Genomic DNA, 14796 nt, shown 5'->3' on the forward strand with positions numbered 1-14796 from the left:
TAACATACTGGAGATCGGCCGCTCCAGGGCATCGGACACGGAGAGTCCGATGCGCGCCGATGTTCTCGCGGAGCAACGGCCGACAGGGGAACGCGCCGAGCCTGGCTGGTGTCCGGCGGCGTCGTGTCGACGTCGGCGCGGCCGTCTCGCCTGGTCACGCGACGTGTGAACGCAGATGGAAGGACATCCCGATGACCGCAGTCGCTCCTCACTCCGAGCGCGATCACAGTGGGCCGCTGACGAAGGATCGCACCCGCATCGGTATCAGCGTCACGCATCGGCCGTACACCAAGCGGCCGATCAAACTCACCGACGCGCTGGATTTCTGGTCCTTCGCCGGCGCCGCGGCGAACGTCGTCATGCAGATGGCCCGGCCCGGCGTCGGCTACGGCGTGGCCGAAAGCAAGGTGGAATCCGGATCGCTGATGAAGCACCCGTGGAAACGGGCGCGCACGACGACGCAATATCTCGCGGTCGCCATCCTCGGCACCGACGAAGAGCGCGCGGCATATCGCGAAGCGGTGAATGTGGCCCATCGGCAGGTGCATTCGGCGCCAGGAGCCGCCGTGAAGTACAACGCCTTCGACCGCAACCTCCAACTGTGGGTCGCCGCTTGCCTTTACATCGGCTTCGAGGACACCTACCAGCTGCTGCACGGGAGAATGAACGACGAGCAGGCCGAAGCCTTCTACGCCTCGTCCTCGACCCTCGGCACCACCTTGCAGGTCACCGAGGATATGTGGCCCGCCACCCGCGCGGAATTCGACGAGTATTGGAACACCGCGTGCGAGCAGGTCGTGCTGGACGACTACGTCCGCGGTTACCTCGAGAGCCTGCTGAATCTGCGGATGATCCACTGGTATCTGCGGCTGCCTTTCCGGAACCTGCTGCGATTCCTCACCATCGGATTCTTGGCGCCGATTTTCCGAGAACAGCTCCGGGTGGAGTGGACCGCCGCCGACCAGCGGCGTTTCGAGAACCTGTTCGTTTTCGTTTCCTTCGTCAACCGGTTCATTCCGCGCTTCGTCCGGCACGGCGGGTCGCATGCGCTGATGTCCGATCTGCGCCGGCGAATCCGCAAGCAGAAGAACCTCATATGAGAACCCGGGTTTGGTGATACCGCGGGTGAGCCGGTACATTTGTCTGGTCAAACTACCGAGCGATCGGTGAATAGGCGCGAATACCCCCGAGCGAGCCCCGAACCGATGCAGACCGGTCCGGGGCTCGGTTGGTTCGTGTGCCCATTTCCGTCACTCCGGCTGGAACGCGGCCGTGCGGTCGTCGGCGAGAAAGTCGCCGAGCAACGACACCGGTTCTTTCGGCGCGTCCAGTGGGACGCAGTGCCCGCACCCGGCGCACCGCGCCTCGAGGTTCCCGCGGTGAGGAACCAGTCGATATACGCCGCCTCGTTTCCGGCGAGATCCGGCCGAGCCGTCCGGATCGGACGCGTTCGGGTCATCGGGGGCCCGAGGCGGGGCGCTCGTGCGCGGTGAGCAGCAAGTGGTCGAAGCGGGTGCGGGTCTGCACATCCGCACCGCCGAAATCGAGCAGCGCGGCCACCAGCTCCTCGGCCAGCACGCGCAGTTTCCGGTTCGTCTCCTGCGACCGCCAGATGAGCACTCGGAACGCCTGATCGGCCGAAATCCCGTACACCAGCATCAAGGCGCCCTTCGCCTGCTCGATCACTTCGCGGGCGGCGACCATTTCCGGCAGCGTGGCGTCGATGATCTCCTGGCGCTGCTCGTCGACGGTGTCGGTGACGTCGATGTAGTACCCCGTCGTGCCGACCACCGCGCCGGTGGCGTCGCGCATCTGATCGCCGACGACCAGCACATGGTGCATGACGCCCGCGGCATCGACGATGCGGTGGCGGCCGCTGAACGGCAGGCCGGTCCGCACCGCCATCGCCAAGGTGTCGGCGACCTCGGCCCGGTCGTCCGGATGTTTGTGTGCCAGGAGCAATTCCGTAGTCGGCGTCACATCGCCCGGCGCGTACCCGTGCAAAGCCGCGACCTCGTCCGACCATTCCCAGCGTTGATCGGCGAACCAGAACTGGAAACTTCCCGTTCTTTTGGAGACCGGGACCGTGGGCGCGGCCCCGGATGGAGCGTTGTCTATCACTCGGTTCTGCATTCCCCGCCGTGTCGCCGGTATGCGCCCCCACCTGGCGTGAACCGCCTCACGAAGACTGGCGCGACGCGCGAGGGAGGCGGTCGCAGCCGCGGGAACTCTCGCTCGGCGACGAGTTCGCAAGGGTGTGACGCGGTCGTGTCCGGCGCGGGCTTCAGCCTCGATGACGCGGGTATCCGCCGCCCTGTGGCGGATACTTTGCGACGGGCGGTCAGCACGCCCCTGCTGTACTTCTTCATCCTCGGTGACATCCTGGGCGCGGGCGTCTACGTGCTGGTCGGGAACATCGCGCGGGAATCCGGCGGTGCGATCTGGTTGCCGCTGCTGGTGGCGCTGACCCTGGCCTGCCTCACCGCGGGCTCCTACGCCGAGCTGGCGACGAAGTACCCCAGAGCGGGCGGGTCGGCGCACTACGCGGGCCGCGCGCTCGGGCCGGCCGCTGGATCGCTCGTGGGCTTCTGCATGCTGGCGGCCGGCGTCGTGTCGGTGGCCGCGCTGAGCAGGGCGTTCGCCGCGGACTACCTGCGCGCCCTGGTGACGCTGCCGACCGCGCTGGTCGTGGTGGTGTTCCTCGGCGCGTTGGCGTTGCTCAACGTGTACGGCATCAAGGAGTCGCTCGGCGCCAACGTGGCCGCGACCCTGGTCGAACTCGGCGGGCTGGTCCTGGTGATCGGGCTTGGTGCGTGGGTGGTCGTCCGGGGCGACGCCGAACCGGCCCGGCTCGCCGAGGTGGGGACCGCGAAGCACGGCGTGGTCGGCGCGACCCTCGCGGGCGCGGTGCTGGCCTTCTACTCCTTCGTCGGGTTCGAGACCTCGGTGAATCTGGCGGAGGAGGTCGCCGACCCGCGCCGGTCCTATCCGCGTGCGCTCTTCGGGGCGCTGCTCACCGCCGGTGGCGTGTACCTGCTGATCGGGTTCGCGGCCGGTGCGGTGGTCCCCACCGACCGGCTGGCGAATTCCAGCGGTCCGCTGCTGGAGGTGGTGCGCGTGGCCGGTGGCGTTCCGGACGAGCTGTTCGCCGTGGTCGCCCTGGTGGCCGTCGCGAACGGGGCGCTGCTGACCGGCATCATGTCCTCGCGGCTGGCCTACGGCATGGCGCGTGAGGGGCTGCTGCCGCGGGCGCTGGGCCGGATCCTGCCGGGCCGCAGGACGCCGTGGGTGGCGATCGCGGTGACAGCGGCGGCGTCGCTGGCGCTCGCGCTGACCGGGGAGGTGGCCTCTCTCGCCGAGACGTTGGTGTTGTTGCTGCTGGTCGTCTTCACGGCGGTCAACATCTCGGTGTTGCTCCTGCGGCGCGATCCCGACGGGGCCGAGCATTTTCGCGTGCCGCTCGGCGTGCCGTGGCTCGGTCTGATTTCCTGCCTGTTCCTGTTCACCCGGATCGACGGGGAGGTGTGGTTGCGGGGTTGCCTCCTCGTCGGCATCGGAGTGCTGTTCGCCGTCGTGAACGCGATCCGTGCCCGCCGGTCCGCCGCCGCCGGTCGCGGCGCCTTCGCGGCCCGGCGCGGCGCGTGACGATTCGCTTTCCATCGCGCGACGACACGACGATGTCGTTGCACCGGGTCGAGCCTGGTGGTACACGGAATCTGCGACAGCGTCCCGGCGCCGATCGCAGTACGCCAGATCGGATCGACATCCCGCAGTCCACCCCTGTCCCGGAGGTTCCACGCGATGGCATATCCCGTGCACGGCGGCTCCTCGCTCGGTCGAAGACTCCACGGCTACACCCCGCGGCGGCACAGCCGACCCCAGGCGGCGCATCGCGTCCTCGACGTGCCGGATCGGCCCAGCGAATGGCATCCGGGGATGCTGTGGTGGGATGCGAAAACGGTGCGGGTGACCTACCCGCGGCCGGAGGCGACGGGGCGCTGGAATACCGTCCCGCACTTGGTGTTACCGCTCGACCGCGGGCGTCTGGCCATTCGGATCTCGTCGCACTCGCGCGAGGCTCGGCACTTGGCCCGCGAGCACCGGGTCATCGTGCAGGCCGGAGACTGGCGAGGGGAGCCGGCCCTGGGGTCTCGGCAGCATCAGGGCACGGCCGAGCTGGTTCGCACGGGGCCGCTGATGGACCATGTGCGAACCGGCATGCTGACCAAATACGGACGATGGCTCGGCTTGGCGCACCTAAGCCACCGGCTGGCCATGGGCGCGGCTCCCTATGGCGACCTCGTGGTCGTCGTCACCGTGCGTGAGAGATCCCGCTCGGGCGCCTGACGTCATCCGTGACGATTTCCGCCGCCCATCGGTGCTGCCGTCGATCACCCTGCGGCGCATCGCTGCCGAGGGCGATTCCGGCGGACTGGACACATGCACGGAGCGCTGTCCATACCATGGGGTCGTCGTGTCGCGGAGGACGTGGCGCACCGATGACCGACGGAGGTCGAAGTGAAGGTCCATTTGCAGGTCACGGGAGCGCCACGGCAGGTCGCGGCCGACGCGCGCGCGTCGGCGAAGACGGGGGCCGACGGCCTGTTCACCTTCGAGGGGCCGCACGACGTGTTCTTCCCGCTCGTCGTCGCGGCCGGTGCGACGTCCATGGAACTGATGACGAATGTGGCGATCGCCGGGCCGCGCAGCCCGATGCATCTGGCGCACGCGGCCTACGATCTGCGGGTCTACAGCGAGGGGCGCTTCCGCCTCGGGCTGGGCTCGCAGATCCGCGCCCATATCGAGAAGCGCTACGGCAGCAGTTGGGGCGAGCCCGCGGAGCGCACCGCGGAGAGCGTGGCGGCGGTGAAGGCGATCCTTGCCGCGTGGGAGGGTCAGGGGCCGTTGAACTTTCGCGGCAAGTACTACACGCACACCCTGATGCCGCCCACCTTCGATCCGGGACCGAACCCGTTCGGGCCGCCGCCGGTGCTGATGGGCGCGCTCGGACCGGTGATGACCCGCAAGGCCGCGCAGGTCGCCGACGGACTGCTGGTGATGCCGTTCAACAGCGAGCGTCACTTCACCGAGCGCACGCTGCCCGCCGTCGCCGAGGGCCTGCGCCGGGCCGGGCGGAGCGCGGCGGAGTTCCCGGTGATCGCCCAGGTCATGGTCGCGATGGGGCGCACCGAGCAAAGGCTGGCCGCCGCGATGGGCGGGGTGGGCTCGTTGATCGCCTTCTACGGGTCCACGCCCGCGTATCGTCCCGTCCTCGAAGTCGAGGGATGGGCGGCGCTGCACCCGAAGCTCAACGCGCTGTCCAAGACCGGCGGTTTCGGCGAGATGCGCGCATCGGTCACCGACGAGATGGTGCGCACGATCGGGGTGGCGGGCACGCCGGAAGAATGCGCCGCGCAGATCCGGACCCGCTTCGGCGCGGGAATCGAGGAGGTGTGCTGTTACTTCCCCGGGTACACACCGGATGCGGCGGACGTCGCCGACTTGGTCGCCGCGTTGCATGGGAGCACAGCCGAGGCGCGTGCGCCGGTCGGCGCGGCCCAGAGCCGACAGCGAAGGTAGCAACAACAGATGAGCCGGGTCATCCGTTGGGCGCACGGTGCGCGAAAGAATGGTGACCCGGGCGACGTCGCCTTGACCGCACCAATGCCTGTTCCACCCCATGCCCGCGGCTACGAGGACTTCGGCGGCTCGGTCGGCCGCACCACGGCCGATTCGACACCGCATTGGCGCGGGCACCCAGCAGAAACCGCGCAATACCGAGCCGAGGCGGTGGAACGCGAGGCGGAATTCGTCGCCGAATGAGCGCACCGGGCCGGTCGGCGCGGCGGTTCGGGAAGGTGGGTGCTTTCGGAGGGGATCGAGCGCACCCACCCTCGCGCCTCGGCGACAGCTGAGCAGCGGGCACAGCCGGCGCGGGCAGCGTCGGGACTCACCGACGGAGACGAATGCGAAAACCCCCGGAAACCCCGACCCGTGACCGACCTTAACGCCGTAGGCCCGGCGATGACAGGGAAAACGCGTTCCTGAAATGTTTTTCAGGTCACTTCAGGCTGCCTTAAGCCGGCTCCTGCGAAGGTGATCTTCGTCTTCGAGATCACCACTCTGGCAGGAGGTTTCACCATGAAGTCCACTGTTGGCCGTGCATTCCGCGGTCGGCGCGCGCTGCTCACGGCGGCCGTGGTCGCCGGGCTGCTCGTCGGCGGGCCCGTGGCGCTGTACGCCGCCACCGGTTCGCACTCGCCCGACCGGCACGCCGTCGCCGCGTACCTCTCCGACCACGAGTGGGCGCTCACCGCGGCGCCCACGATCAGCAGGGAGCAAGCCGTGAACAAGGCGCGCGAAGCCCTGCCCGGCGGCACCGTGGTCTCCGCGGAACTCGACGCGGAGGGGGCGACGGCGGTGTGGGAGGTCGAACTCAGGACGCCCGACGGCATCGAGCACGAGGTGACGGTCGACGCGAACAGCGGGGCCGTACTGGGCACGGTGAAGCAGGACTGACGGACATGGTTCTGCGCAAGATCGCCACGATATCCACCCTCACCGTCGCCCTGGCCTGCGGCTCGGCCGGAAACGCCGTCGCCGTACCGGGGGAAGCCGGTGGGCAGGTGGTCAACTACACCGCCACCACCTCGGCCGAGAGCGTGGTCGTCCGGATCGACTCGGGCTCGTTGCGGGCCGAGAACGGGGTGTTCGCGGTCGCGGCCGACGACGGCACCGTCCTCGCGGGCACGCCGCTGGAATTCCGCGTCGACGACTTCGTTTTCCCGATCGCGGCCGACATCGGCGACCGGACCGCCACGCTGACACCGTTGTTCGACGTCGAGCACGCGCAGTACCGCCCGGTCGCCCTTCCCTTCGAGGACTCGGCGCGCTGGCGGACCCCGTACGAGCGTGAGGTCGCGGCGTTCACCCGGCTGAAGGACACCATCGCCACGGGCGCCGCGATCGGCACCGTGGCGGGTGGTCTCGGCGGCGGCCTGGTCGGCTGCGTGCTCGGCGGCATCGCGGGCGCGACCGTCGCGGCCGCGACGATCGTCGGCATGTTCGGCCCGTTCATCCCGGCCGCCGCCGTCGGCTGTCTGGGCGGCATCCTGGCCGTCGGCGCTCTGGGCACACTCGCCGGTCAGCTCTTCGTCACCGCGCCGATCGCCGTCGCCGCCCTGGTGCAGTACTTCACCACGGTCAATCAGCCTTTCGTCCCGCCGGCCCCGTAGGCTCCGGCCGGACGGATCGGCACCCGACACGTGCCGCGCCAGGTCGTCCTGCCGGGACCTGGCGCCTGGCACTGTTTCGTCCGCCCAGGACAGGGCAGCTATCTGATGTGAGCATGCGATTGCGCCGTAGCCGACCGTACGACGGCGGACTGCAACGCGTCCGGCGCGGACGCGGATTCGGGTATCGCACGGTGGACGGCGAACCCGTGGACGACGAGACGCTGGAACGCGTTCGCGGGTTGGCGATTCCGCCGGCTTGGCGGAAGGTGTGGATCTGCCCGCACGTGAACGGTCACATCCAAGCCGTCGGCATCGATGCCGCGGGTCGGCGCCAGTACCTCTATCACGAGCAGTGGCGCAAGGAGCGCGACGAGGAGAAGTTCGACCGGGTCCTGGCGCTGGCCGCGCGTCTGCCGCAGGTCCGCGCGCAGGTCGGGGAGGACCTCACCCTGCGCGGGCTGACGCGGCGGCGAGTGGAGGCGGTGGCCATCGATCTGGTGGATCGCGGGGTGTTCCGGGTCGGGGGCGAGGAGTACGCGGAGGAGAACGGCACCCGTGGAGTCGCGACGCTGCTGCGCGAGCAGGTCCGGGTGTCAGGGGAGCAGATGCGTTTCGACTACGTCGCCAAGGGCGGCATCCGGCGACGAGTGAGCGTGCGAGACCCACTGCTTGCCAAGGCCGTTCGATCCCTGCTGCGCAGCAGGGCGGACTCCGACCGGCTCTTGGTGTACCGGGACGGCGACCGCTACGGCGAACTGCGCGCCGACGACATCAACGCCCGCTTCCAGGAGTTGGCCGCCTGCGAGTGCAGCGTCAAAGACCTGCGTACCTGGCAGGCGACCGTCCTCGCCGCGGCCACGTTCGCGGCGATCGAACGGCCGTCGAACCACCGGGCGCGCAGGCGTGCGGTGCGGGAGGTCATGGACGAGGTCGCCGCCGCGCTCGGCAACACCCCTGCCGTGGCCCAGGCGTCCTACGTCGATCCGCGGGTGGTCACCGCCTTCGAGAACGGCACGACGGTCGCCGCGGCGCTGCGCCGCGCGCGCCGGGCCGGATCCCCGGACGCGGAGCGGGCGGTCATCGACAGCGCGGTCATCCGCATGCTTCGCCGGACAAGGTGATACCTGCGCGTCGGGGCACGAACCGGTCCTCATCACCGCTCGTCGAGCGAGGGCAGCACGGTCTCGCGCAGGATCAGCAGAACGGCCGCGGCGACGGGAATGGCCAGCAAAGCCCCGATGATTCCCAGCAGCGCGCCACCGAGCAGCACCGCCACCACGGTCACCAGCGCGGGCACGTGCACCGCGCGGCCGATGATGCGCGGCACCAGCACGTAGTCCTCGACCAAGCGCAACGCGATGAAGAACACGACGGTCGCGATCGCGACCGGCAGGGAGACGGTCAACGCGACCAGCGCGACGATCACCCCGGCCAGCGTCGAACCGACGATCGGGATCAGGTCGAGCACGGCCACCAGCACGGCCAGCAGCAGCGGGTAGGGCACGTCGAAGAAGAGCAGCCAGATGCCGGTCAGCACGGCGGTGATCAGCGAGATGACCAGGTTGCCCAGAATGTAGCCGCCGACCTTGGCGAAGATCTCGTCGCCGATCAGGATCGCGCGCGGGCGCCGGGAGCGGGGGAAGAGCCGGTAGACCGAAGCGCGCACCCGGGTGAAGTTCGCCATGAAGTAGGCGGTCAGCACCGCGACGATGACCGTGCTGCTGACGATGGAGAACACCGCGCGCCCGGCGTCCAGTACCCCGGTGGTCAACCCGGATGAATCCGATTCGAGCGTGTGCCGCAGCCGGTCTTGCAGGTGGAAGCGCTGGTCGAGGCTGCCGATGTAGGGATAGCGGTCGGCGAGATGCGTGACGTAGTCGGGGGCGTTGTGCGCGAGCGCTTCACCCTGCGTGAGCAACGGTGGTATCGCCGCGGCGAGGAATCCGGCGAACAGGCCGAGCCCGACCAGGTAGACGGTCGTCACCGCGGCCCAGCGCGGGAACCGGGGCCGCACCAGCCGCGACACCAGCGGCTCCATGCCGATGGCCAGGAACAACGCCACCACGATCAGGATCAGTGTCTGGCCTGCGGCGAGCACGGTGCGAATGGCGGCGTAGGTCACCGCGACGCCGGCGGCTCCGGTCATCCCGACCATGAACGGCGAGCGCCGATCGAAGGGGCGTCCCGGTCGGCCCAAGGGGAATTCCGCACTGCGCGCACGGGCGGCTTCGGCCTCGGCGGAGATGATCGGACCGGCTTCGTCGGTGCCATGGGGTTGGGCGATGTCGCCGCTGTGTCCGGCGTCCGCGGCATCACGGGCGGGCTGTCGCGCGCCGGCGGTGTCTCTTTCGGACATGCGTTCGGTCCGATCGGTGGGTGAGCTGGTCCGGTATGGCAGTGCGCGGCTTACCCGCTGCTCGGCCGCCCAAACCCGGACCAGGGGCGGGCTACCCTGCCGCCGAGCCGAGATGCCGCTTCGGACGCGGACTCGGACGCCGGCGTCGGTGCGTGCGCACGTCGTCGGAGGCCGCGTCCCGGTGCTATCGACTCGCTCGATCGGTAAGGCTGATCCACGCGTTCCCAACACCGGCGAACACCCTGCACATCCGAAGCGACCCGCGAAATCCGCGCCGGATGCCGGTGTCTTGCGGCCAGGGACGGAATCGAGCTGCCGAAACACAGGCTGCGCAGTCGGTTTCCGCATTCTCGGATCTCCTCGTCCTTCGGATTCAGCAACGTCGCAGCCATCTTCGGCCGATACTGGTGAAGTAGCCCGTGCACACCTCGCGGTGATCCTCACGAGCCGATCTATCAGCGACGCTCCAGAATCGACGGGATCCGGCGATGCCCAAGATCAAGAACCTGAACCCCCTTCCGATGGCCGACATCGGCGGCTCGGATCTGTTCATTCCCTTCCGCATGCCGAGCGGTGAGATCGGATACCTGCTCGGCGATACCTTCTCCGGCACCGAACCCGCGGTGGGCGGGCCCAACTGGCGTGCGCCGATGCTGTTGCGCAGCGGCACCCACGACATGTCCGCACCGATCGAATTCCGGTCGGCGGCGCGGAACGCCCGGCAACTATGGGACTACGTGCACGACAATCCGGAGTACTCCACGGTGCTGCCCTGCGACGCCCTCACGATCGGCGGCCGGATCTATCTGTGGGTGATGGTCACCCAAGGCTTGGCGAACGAGCGATGGTGCGAGATCCGCTATTCCGACGACAACGGCGACAGCTGGACCGACACCGGCGTCCGGTGGTCGACCAGCGCCTACGGCGGAAAACGCACGATGATCTCCTGGGAACGCGGTGGCGACGGCTACGTCTACGTCATCTCCACCGGCGGGCTGGCCAGGAACAAGAACATGCTGCTGTGGCGGGTACGCGAGAGCCATGCCGCGCTCGTCGACCCGGCGGCCTGGCAAGGATGGGGCTGGAACGGGCAGGACTGGGGCTGGGGCCGCGATCCCGGCGGCGATCCGCGCTTCGGCATCCTGGCCGACGGCACGAAGCTCGGCGAGATCGGATTGCGCCGCATCCAGGGCAATTGGGTGATGTCGGGGTTCGATGCCGGGGCCTACGGAGCCTTCGTGAAGGTCGCCGCGAGAATCACCGACAACTGGCGCACAGCCTGGACCTATCGGCCGGTGAAAGGGTCGTTCTGGGCGCCGGGTGGTCCGGATATCGTGCCGCGCCTGTACGGGTGTTATGTCCACCCCGACAGCAGGTTCGACGGCGCGTTCTGCATGATCGTCAGCGAATGGGCGGAATCGGGGAATCCCTATCGGGGCATGCAGTACCGGATCTACGGAGTCCGGCCCGCCGCTGCGATCACCGCAGGGCGAGTGGTCAGACGCGGCGGTTCGTTCCGCGCAACGGATTGGCGACGGGGAAGGTGATCGCGGGCAGGGTCACCGACATCCGCACGGTCGTGCCCGATTCCGAGTGGTCGATGTCGAGTTCCTCGGTCAGCGCGCGCATCATGTCGATACCGCGGCCGCGATACCCGGGATCGGAGGCCCGCGGCTTCCAGTCGCCGGTGTCGGTGACCACGATGACGACGGTGTCGATATCGCAGGTGGCGGACATCCGCACCCGCCCGTTGTCGTCGTTGCGGTAGGCGTGCTCGATGCTGTTGCTGCACGCCTCGTTGGCCGCGGCGACCAGATCGGCGGCCAGGTCGTGCGGCACCGCCGCGGCGGCCAGCCAGCCCTTGAGCGTGCGGCGCAGCACCGCGAGTTCGTCCGCGCGCGCGGGCACGTCCAGCCGCAGCGGCGCGGGCGGCTGGCGGTAGACCACCATGGCGACGTCGTCGTCGTAGCCGGCGGACGGCCGCAGGCGCGACAGCACCGCGTCGGCCACTTCGCGCGGCAGCCGCCCCGAGGTGTCGGCGAGCACCGCGGCGATCTTGGCGAACCCGTCGTCGATGTCGACGCCGCGCTGCTCGACCAGACCGTCGGTGAACAGCACCAAGGTCGAGCCCGGTGTCAGCGCCGTGGTGGCCTCCGGTCGGCGCGGCGTATCGAAGGTCGCCAGCGGCACCGAGCGCCCGCCTTCCAGTAGACGGCCGGTCCTGGCGACGTCGGCCAGGATCGGCGGCATGTGCCCGGCGCTGCTGTAGCGCACCAGACCGCGCACCGGGTCGAGCACGGCGGCGCAGACGGTGGTGCACATGGCGCCGGGGATGCGCGCGGCGACGGTGTCGAGTTCGGCGAGCAGCTGCGCCGGGCCCGCGCCGCGCAGCAGCAGCGCACGGGCCGCGGTCCGCAACTGGCCCATCACGACCGCGGCCGACAACCCACGGCCGACGCAGTCGCCGACCACCACGCCGATGGTGCCGTCGCGCAGCGGCACCACGTCGTACCAGTCGCCGCCGATCTCCAGCGGCGGCAGCGCGGGCTCGTAGTGCACCGAGAAACGCGGCGGCAGATCGATCGGGCCGAGCATGGCGCGCTGCAGGGTCAGCGAGGTGGCGCGAGCCTGGTCGAAGTTGCGCGCCCGTTGCACGGCGAGGCTGAGGTGACCGATCAGCAAGGAGAACAGCGTCCAGTCCGCGGCGCTGATCGCCCGTGGCGCCGCGAACCGCAACCACACCGCCGCGTCGCCGGTCTCGCCGAGCGGAGCGACGATGCCCTCGGAACTCTCGGCTCCGTCGGGAAGCGCCAGCAGGCTGCGCGGCGGCCTGCGTCTGGCGCGCTCCAGCAGGGCGCGCGAGGCGTCGTCCAGCGACGCGGCGCCGTTGTGCGAAGTGCTGTCGGCGCCGGTGCCCGAGACGTACACCTCCGGCACCGCGTTGCGGCTGGGCCACACGGCAACCACCGCGGTTTCCGCGCCCACCGTGCGGCGCAGCTCGTCGAGACCGACGGCGAGCACTTCGACCACGCTGGTGGCCGCCCCGACGGCGGTGGCGAGCCGGGAGGCCGCCTGGTCGCGCGCCTGCGCGTCGTGTTCGGCGGTGATGTCGCGGAGGGTTCCGACGAAGATCCGCTCGTTTCCCTCGGGCTTGATCAGGGCGCTGGTGCTCACGGCGAGCCACACGTTGCGCCCGTCGCGGTGGCGGATCGGGATGACGAAGCGCTGTGCCTCGGTACCGAGATCGGGATAGCGCGGACCCTCCGGACTCGACCACGGATGCGGCAGCGGATAGGGGACACCCGCCGCTCCGTAGCCGGTCAAGGCGCCGAAAGCGGTGTTGACCTCGATGATGGTGCCCTGCGCGTCGGCGACGAAGAAGCCGTCCTGCAGCGACTCCACCAGCGCGGTGCGGAACGCGTCGCGTCCGGCGAGATCGTCGGCGCGGGAACGCTGCTGCTCGTAGCGGCGGGTGCCGTCGAGATAGCCTCGGGTGGCGATGTCCAGCGGGACGAGCGTCTGCAACAGGAATTCCAGCGCCGTCTCCGGCAGGCGTGCCGCGGGTTCGCCGCCCTCGGCTGCCGCCTCCTTCTGCTGCCGTTCCTCCGCGTCCTGGACCACGCGGAAGTGGTTCTCCGTGAGGTCGAGCAGGCTGATGCCTTCGACCAGGGCGCGCCTGCCCAGCTCGTATCCCTCGGCCAGACCGGCCTGGGTGGGCGAATCCATGTGCCGCCGTAGCGCATCGGCGTAGTCGTCCAGGAAGTCGGCCAGCAGGGCGCTCATCTGGCCGCCCCTCCCGCGCCACGGTGCCGCGCGGCGAGCACGAGCGCGTCGTCGGTGTCCTTGGCGTGCCGGGCCAGCATATCGGCGGTGATGTCGGCGGTGGACTTGGAAAGGTCAATGGCGGAAGCCGATTCGGTGACGATGCCGTCGGTGGACATCAGCAGCAGATCACCGGGACGGACCGCGACCGACTGCGGCTGCAGGTTGGCCGGAAGGCGGTAACCGACGATGCCAGCGGTCAGCAGGACGGTGGCGTGCACCCGCAGGCTGCCCGCCGGACCCGCGGTCAGCACCTGGGATTCGACATTGCCGACGCCGAGCCAGCGCACCGTGTCGCCTTCGTCGAACAGCGCCAGCGAGATCGCCGCCCCCCGGGTGTCGGCCATCGCCCGATGGCACAGCACCATCAGCACGTCCAGCGGTTCGGCGCGGTTCTCCGACAGCACCCGCGCGGCGCGATCGGCCGCGTCCGCCGCGGCGGCGCCGTGCCCGAGCCCGTCGAGGACCGCGAACAGGACGGTGCCGCCACCGGCGTCGAGGACGACGCCGCGGTCACCGGAGACCTGTTGACCGGGCAGTGCGCGTCCGGCCACCGCCCACTCGATCCGGCCGATGAACCCGTCCTCATGCACCGTTCGGTACCCACTTCCACATCTCCACCAGCGTGCCGCGACCCGGCGCAGAATCCACGGTCAGCCGGTCCATCAACCGCCGGGCGCCGGGCAGACCCAGCCCGAGCCCGCGTCCGGTGGAGTAGCCGTCCTCCAGTGCCCTGGCGATATCGATGATGCCGGGCCCCTGATCCTCGGCCTGCACCACCAGGGCTTGACGACCCTCCCGGTCGTCGACGAGCAGACGGATCTCGCCGCTGCCCGCGTAACTGGTGATGTTGCGGGCGATCTCGGAGATCGCCGTGGAGATCATCGTGCGGTCGGTCAGGGTGAATCCGAGTTTCGCTGCCAGTTCGCGTCCGGCTTGACGTGCGGTCACGATGTCCCCGGACACCCTGACCGCGATCACCACGTTCTCAGCGGCCACTGTCACGACCGTCTCGCTGGCGACGGGCTGGGATCTTGCGGTCCAACCAGGCGAGCCCCTCTTCCAGATCGAGGGCGGTGTGCATGTCCTCGAAGGTGAGACCGAGCTGCACCATGGCGAACGCGACTTCCGGTTGCAGACCGACGATCACCGTTTCGGCGCCGCGCAGCTGCGTCATGTGCGCGATGGTACGCAACGATCTCGCGGCGAACGAATCCATCACGTCGATCGCGGTGACATCGACGATGATGCCGTGCGCCCGGTATTTGCTGACCTGTTTCATCAGGTCGTCCTGCAGACGCTCGGTGTCGGCATCGGTCAGCGCGGACTGCACCGAGGCGATGAGATACGTCCCTTGTTTGAGAATCGGAACCGGCATGGGCG

15 protein-coding genes are annotated in these 14796 nt (G+C 69.4%); 9 read left to right on the forward strand and 6 right to left on the reverse strand.

Annotation, left to right across the window (positions count from 1 at the left end):
• Positions 1–191 precede the first annotated feature (191 nt).
• Complete coding sequence (locus U3653_RS14430; RefSeq protein WP_195080091.1) at positions 192–1100, forward strand: oxygenase MpaB family protein; 909 nt, start codon at positions 192–194, stop codon at positions 1098–1100.
• Positions 1101–1455: 355 nt separating this feature from the next.
• Here U3653_RS14430 and U3653_RS14435 read toward each other — a convergent pair whose 3' ends face one another.
• Positions 1456–2121, reverse strand: a complete 666-nt coding sequence (locus tag U3653_RS14435) for a PAS and ANTAR domain-containing protein (protein WP_323123994.1) — start codon at positions 2119–2121, stop codon at positions 1456–1458.
• A gap of 147 nt (positions 2122–2268) precedes the next feature.
• Between U3653_RS14435 and U3653_RS14440 the strand changes: the two genes are divergently transcribed.
• The 7 genes from U3653_RS14440 (at position 2269) to U3653_RS14470 (ending at position 8356) form a co-directional block, all read left to right on the forward strand.
• Positions 2269–3645: an APC family permease gene (locus tag U3653_RS14440; protein WP_324722380.1), complete on the forward strand. Its 1377-nt coding sequence runs from the start codon at positions 2269–2271 to the stop codon at positions 3643–3645.
• 156 nt (positions 3646–3801) lie between these two features.
• On the forward strand, positions 3802–4347 hold the full coding sequence (locus U3653_RS14445; protein ID WP_195080088.1) for a hypothetical protein: 546 nt from the start codon (positions 3802–3804) through the stop codon (positions 4345–4347).
• A gap of 171 nt (positions 4348–4518) precedes the next feature.
• Positions 4519–5580 carry a TIGR03617 family F420-dependent LLM class oxidoreductase gene (locus U3653_RS14450; protein WP_195080087.1) on the forward strand — a complete coding sequence of 354 codons (1062 nt, stop codon included), beginning with the start codon at positions 4519–4521 and terminating at the stop codon, positions 5578–5580.
• Between the two features lie 84 nt (positions 5581–5664).
• Complete coding sequence (locus U3653_RS14455; RefSeq protein WP_195080086.1) at positions 5665–5823, forward strand: hypothetical protein; 159 nt, start codon at positions 5665–5667, stop codon at positions 5821–5823.
• 318 nt (positions 5824–6141) lie between these two features.
• The gene (locus U3653_RS14460; protein WP_195080085.1) at positions 6142–6519 is read left to right on the forward strand and encodes a PepSY domain-containing protein; all 378 of its coding nucleotides are present in this window, start codon (positions 6142–6144) and stop codon (positions 6517–6519) included.
• A 5-nt stretch (positions 6520–6524) separates the two neighbouring features.
• Positions 6525–7235: a DUF8020 domain-containing protein gene (locus tag U3653_RS14465; RefSeq protein WP_195080084.1), complete on the forward strand. Its 711-nt coding sequence runs from the start codon at positions 6525–6527 to the stop codon at positions 7233–7235.
• 113 nt (positions 7236–7348) lie between these two features.
• On the forward strand, positions 7349–8356 hold the full coding sequence (locus U3653_RS14470; RefSeq protein WP_195080083.1) for a DNA topoisomerase IB: 1008 nt from the start codon (positions 7349–7351) through the stop codon (positions 8354–8356).
• A gap of 32 nt (positions 8357–8388) precedes the next feature.
• Here the strand turns inward: U3653_RS14470 and U3653_RS14475 are convergent, their stop codons facing one another.
• Positions 8389–9591 (reverse strand): AI-2E family transporter, encoded by a 1203-nt coding sequence (locus U3653_RS14475; protein WP_195080082.1) that lies wholly within the window; start codon positions 9589–9591, stop codon positions 8389–8391.
• Positions 9592–10079: 488 nt separating this feature from the next.
• Between U3653_RS14475 and U3653_RS14480 the strand changes: the two genes are divergently transcribed.
• Positions 10080–11138 (forward strand): DUF4185 domain-containing protein, encoded by a 1059-nt coding sequence (locus U3653_RS14480; RefSeq protein WP_195080081.1) that lies wholly within the window; start codon positions 10080–10082, stop codon positions 11136–11138.
• Here U3653_RS14480 and U3653_RS14485 read toward each other — a convergent pair.
• From U3653_RS14485 to U3653_RS14500, 4 genes are read right to left on the reverse strand one after another with little or no spacing between them, the layout of a single operon-like run.
• A complete protein-coding gene (locus U3653_RS14485) occupies positions 11089–13374 on the reverse strand; it encodes a SpoIIE family protein phosphatase (protein WP_195080080.1) in 2286 nt (761 codons plus the stop codon). The two genes, U3653_RS14480 and U3653_RS14485, sit on opposite strands and share 50 nt — an antisense overlap.
• Positions 13371–14006, reverse strand: a complete 636-nt coding sequence (locus U3653_RS14490) for a SpoIIE family protein phosphatase (RefSeq protein ID WP_195080079.1) — start codon at positions 14004–14006, stop codon at positions 13371–13373. The genes U3653_RS14485 and U3653_RS14490 overlap by 4 nt, the downstream gene beginning before the upstream one ends.
• A complete protein-coding gene (locus tag U3653_RS14495) occupies positions 13999–14412 on the reverse strand; it encodes an ATP-binding protein (protein WP_051020806.1) in 414 nt (137 codons plus the stop codon). The genes U3653_RS14490 and U3653_RS14495 overlap by 8 nt, the downstream gene beginning before the upstream one ends.
• A complete protein-coding gene (locus U3653_RS14500) occupies positions 14402–14791 on the reverse strand; it encodes an STAS domain-containing protein (RefSeq protein WP_039798459.1) in 390 nt (129 codons plus the stop codon). Before U3653_RS14500 ends, U3653_RS14495 begins: the two co-directional genes overlap by 11 nt.
• Positions 14792–14796 lie beyond the last annotated feature (5 nt).

This window comes from Nocardia implantans, from assembly GCF_035544775.1.
Classification (GTDB): domain Bacteria; phylum Actinomycetota; class Actinomycetes; order Mycobacteriales; family Mycobacteriaceae; genus Nocardia; species Nocardia implantans.

Excerpts from the sequence above, each read along its gene's own strand:
- U3653_RS14430 (WP_195080091.1), top strand. The coding sequence starts at position 192 with ATGACCGCAGTCGCTCCTCACTCCGAGCGCGATCACAGTGGGCCGCTG.
- U3653_RS14445 (WP_195080088.1), top strand. The coding sequence starts at position 3,802 with ATGGCATATCCCGTGCACGGCGGCTCCTCGCTCGGTCGAAGACTCCAC.
- U3653_RS14455 (WP_195080086.1), top strand. The coding sequence starts at position 5,665 with ATGCCTGTTCCACCCCATGCCCGCGGCTACGAGGACTTCGGCGGCTCG.
- U3653_RS14460 (WP_195080085.1), top strand. The coding sequence starts at position 6,142 with ATGAAGTCCACTGTTGGCCGTGCATTCCGCGGTCGGCGCGCGCTGCTC.
- U3653_RS14465 (WP_195080084.1), top strand. The coding sequence starts at position 6,525 with ATGGTTCTGCGCAAGATCGCCACGATATCCACCCTCACCGTCGCCCTG.
- U3653_RS14470 (WP_195080083.1), top strand. The coding sequence starts at position 7,349 with ATGCGATTGCGCCGTAGCCGACCGTACGACGGCGGACTGCAACGCGTC.
- U3653_RS14475 (WP_195080082.1), bottom strand. The coding sequence starts at position 9,591 with ATGTCCGAAAGAGACACCGCCGGCGCGCGACAGCCCGCCCGTGATGCC.
- U3653_RS14480 (WP_195080081.1), top strand. The coding sequence starts at position 10,080 with ATGCCCAAGATCAAGAACCTGAACCCCCTTCCGATGGCCGACATCGGC.
- U3653_RS14485 (WP_195080080.1), bottom strand. The coding sequence starts at position 13,374 with ATGAGCGCCCTGCTGGCCGACTTCCTGGACGACTACGCCGATGCGCTA.
- U3653_RS14500 (WP_039798459.1), bottom strand. The coding sequence starts at position 14,791 with ATGCCGGTTCCGATTCTCAAACAAGGGACGTATCTCATCGCCTCGGTG.